At 67.6% G+C, this 3,400-nt stretch carries 4 protein-coding genes and 2 pseudogenes; 2 read left to right on the forward strand and 4 right to left on the reverse strand.

The features are described 5' to 3' along the window. The 4 genes and pseudogenes from RMN95_RS06050 to RMN95_RS06065 form a co-directional block, all read right to left on the reverse strand. Positions 1–237: pseudogene (locus RMN95_RS06050) on the reverse strand (FUSC family protein); the annotation flags it as partial. Further along, complete coding sequence (locus RMN95_RS06055; RefSeq protein ID WP_309616046.1) at positions 234–1,268, reverse strand: glycine cleavage T C-terminal barrel domain-containing protein; 1,035 nt, start codon at positions 1,266–1,268, stop codon at positions 234–236. The gene RMN95_RS06055 and the pseudogene RMN95_RS06050, both read right to left, overlap by 4 nt. Next, positions 1,258–1,854 carry an FABP family protein gene (locus RMN95_RS06060; RefSeq protein WP_309616047.1) on the reverse strand — a complete coding sequence of 199 codons (597 nt, stop codon included), beginning with the start codon at positions 1,852–1,854 and terminating at the stop codon, positions 1,258–1,260. Before RMN95_RS06060 ends, RMN95_RS06055 begins: the two co-directional genes overlap by 11 nt. Positions 1,855–2,029: 175 nt before the next feature. After that, entirely contained in the window at positions 2,030–2,287 is a 258-nt protein-coding gene (locus RMN95_RS06065) for a hypothetical protein (protein WP_309616048.1), read from the reverse strand. Positions 2,288–2,343: 56 nt separating this feature from the next. On the opposite strand from RMN95_RS06065, the gene RMN95_RS06070 reads away from it, so the two are divergent. Both RMN95_RS06070 and RMN95_RS06075 read left to right on the forward strand, forming a co-directional pair. After that, positions 2,344–3,036, forward strand: coding sequence for a response regulator transcription factor (locus RMN95_RS06070; protein ID WP_309616049.1), 693 nt, complete (start codon positions 2,344–2,346; stop codon positions 3,034–3,036). Then, positions 3,005–3,400, forward strand: a pseudogene (locus RMN95_RS06075) (mycothiol synthase); the annotation flags it as partial. The gene RMN95_RS06070 and the pseudogene RMN95_RS06075, both read left to right, overlap by 32 nt.

Here is a 3,400-nt window from a genome sequence, read left to right on the forward strand (position 1 = left end):
GACGCGCCGGGGGCGGGCATCGCGGGTCAGTCCGAGGGACGTAATTGTCACAGCCACCGCGATAAACGGAATGGGATGCCCGAGCAGGTAGTGCGAGATGGAGTACGAGGCGACAGCTGCCACCACGATCTGGACGGCCGCAGGCAGGGATTCCGTCGCGCGACGCAGGCCGTTCCGCACCGCCACACGCACGTGCACCCGTCGGGCGAGTCGACGCAGTGGCGCTGAGTCGGTCAACGCCGCACAGCGCCCAGTCGCGGCAGCCGTGGAACGTTCGCCGACGCTCCCGCGTCCGTGGGCACAATGACCTCCTGGGCCGCGGCTTTAAGGGTGCCGTCGAAGCTCACAAGAAGATCGGCGGCGGGGTCGACACCGCGCTTGACGACCGCGAGCGCGATCGGGCCGAGCTCGTAGTGCAGGGCGACCGAGGTCACACGGCCGACCTCGGACTGCCCCGCGAGCACGGCAGAACCGGCGGCAGGCAGCACTCCGTCGGACCCGTCGAGGTGCAGCATCACGAGCCTGCGTGGCGGATGCCCCAGATTGTGCACCTTCGCCACGGTCTCCTGGCCGCGGTAGCAGCCCTTCGACAGGTGCACGGCCGAGCGCAGCCAGTCGAGCTCGTGCGGGATGGACTTTTCGTCGGCCTCCATCGCGAGCCGCGGACGCCAGGCCGCGATGCGCAAGGCTTCGAGCGCGAGGGTTCCTGCGGCCGGGAATGCACCGAGGTCGGCGGCGCGATCCACCAGCACTTCGCTGTAGCCCCAGGGCGCATCCGGCCTCGACGCTGCATAAGTGTGGCCCGGGCCATCCACCCACGGATCATGCCAGGTGACCACAGCGGGCAACTCTTGCCGCCCCAGGGTGCCGACCGTGGAGAACTCTGCCGTGCGATCGGCGACCTCGACGCGCAGCATGAAGCGCATGCGATCGAGCCACGCGGCAAGCGCCGGGCCCTGCGAGCCGTCGACCAGCAGCCAGGCGGTGGTGCCGTCGTCGACGACGCGAATCGCGTGCTCCAGTCGACCACTCGGGTCGAGCAGCAGGGTTTCGGCGGAGTCGCCGGGCTGTAAGTGGGCCAGCGACTGCGAGGTCAGTGAGTCGAGCCAGGTCAACCGATCGGGCCCGGTGACGGTGATGACGGCCCGGTCGGAAAGGTCGACAATTGCTGCACCGGATGCCAGTGCCCGCTGTTCGCCGAGCGGGTTGCCGTAGTGCTGCGGAGGTTCGCCGACGGCCCCGGGGCGTGCCGTGAAGCTACTCGACACGAGCGAGCCTGCCCGAGGCGTGGGTGCGAAGATCCTGGCCGAGGGCCGCAATGTCCCACGCCCACAGCATGTGACCGTCGACCAGGCCGTACAGTCGCGTGGCCGCCGCGTACTCCTTGGCGCTGGCGGTACGCATCACGGCATCGGTTGACAGGTCGATGCGCGGGCCCGCGGCGCGGCCCAGGTAGAACTCGTTGACGCCGCCCGGATGCACGATCGACACCTCGATCTCAAAGCTGCCGTCGGCGCGGCGCAGGGTTTCGACCGAGCGCGCGGTGGTGAACGGGCGGGCGCCGATGCCGGGCAATAAACCGGGACCCGGGTCGCCCTCGAGGGCAGGCCTGGTCAGCTTCCAGTAGCCGGTCTCGGTGACGTGAGGGGTGCGATCCTCATCCAGCAACCAGGTGTATGAGTTGTAGTTGAGGTGCGGCAACCCGTCGTGCGTGAAGCTCAGCCGCTGGCCGAACTGCAGGGAACGGGTCTCGTCGCCGACCTTGTAGTCGACGATGCCCGTGCCTTCCCATAGCCCGATGAGCCACGAAATCGGGGCGAGTTCGGCCGGAATGGTGGCATCCAGCTCAATCACTGTGCCTGCCCATTACTGTGCCTGCCTTTCAGGGATGACGTTGCCCGCGCGGCGCTCAGCGCTGGCCGCGGAACAGGTTGTACAGCACCACGACCGAGACGAACCCGATCGAGAGTGTCGCCAGCACCAGCAGGCCGACGAAGAAGAGCTCAAGGGCGAGAAGCATGATCTAATCCTAACCGCCGAGCAGGGCAATGCCGGATGCCCCAGCCAGAATGACGACGCTCACGCCAATGCTTGCCATCGCCCGGACAACGAAGCCTTCAGGGCGGCGGGTAGCAAGCTGGATGGCGAAGGTGGCGATGACCGCGGCGGCCATGACGACGCCGAGCCAGGTGAAGTATTCGGCGCGCGGCGAGGCGACCCCGATCACGATGGCTCCGGCGAGCGCGATGAGCCACACGGGGATCACGCTTGCCGCCTGCCAGCTCATAGATCCAGCCTATTCGACGCGCAGGTAGACTAACCCCCACGCACTTTGGAGGCATGTTGGCGCAGCTGTTAATCCTCACCTCTGCGGTCGACACCGAGGTCTTCCCCGCCCTGGGGCTCCTGAGCCACTCGACCCGGCAGATTCCGGCCTCGCCGGCTTCGCTCATCACGGCGCCCAGTTGCGACCTCATTTTTGTGGATGCCCGTCACGACCTGGCAAGCTCCAAGTCACTGTGCAAGATCCTCACGACCACGGGGGTCAACGTTCCGCTGATCCTCATTCTCACCGAGGGTGGGCTGACCGCGGTCTCGGCGGATTGGGGCGTCGACGACGTCATCCTGGTCTCGGCCGGACCTGCCGAGGCGGATGCCCGCATCCGGTTGGCCCTGGGGCGCCAGGCGCAAAACGCTGGGTCGTCGAAAATCCAAGCCTCTGGAGTGGTCATCGATGAGGCCTCCTATTCGGCGAAGGTGCACGGCCGCCCGCTCGATCTCACGTTCAAGGAGTTCGAGCTGTTGCGCTTCCTGGCCACACACCCGTCGCGGGTTTTTACACGCGAACAGCTGCTCAGCGAGGTGTGGGGCTACGACTACTTTGGGGGCACCCGCACCGTCGACGTGCATGTCAGACGCCTCCGCGCCAAGCTCGGCGACCTCGAATCACTGATCGGAACCGTACGTAACGTCGGCTACCGCTTCAACGTCTACGACGACGATAATGAGCGACCCGCTCTCGCCAGCGCGCAGTAGCATTCAGCGCCTGAGTGCGCGGGCCCATGCGGCCGACGGGTCGCCGCCCTTCTCGGACGGTGCGCTCGTCGAGCTGGCACAGGGCACGGCCACACTCGTCTGGCTGGATGAGGCCGCCGCCATTGTGACCCCGGCCGCTGCCGAATTTGTCGTCGATCCGGATGCCCGCCGCCGAGGCCTCGGAACCTGCATGCTTGAGCTGCTTACCTCACAAGCGCCAGGCGACCTGCTGTTCTGGGCGCACGGAGACCACCCGGGAGCGCGGGCACTGGCCGCGAGCCACACGCTCACCGCGGTGCGCGAGCTGCTGCACCTCGAGGCGGCGGTGTCGCCCGCCGCGCCGCCGGCCGCCGCGCCGCTGCCC

Source organism: Salinibacterium sp. (genome assembly GCF_031364185.1).
Taxonomy (GTDB): domain Bacteria; phylum Actinomycetota; class Actinomycetes; order Actinomycetales; family Microbacteriaceae; genus Rhodoglobus.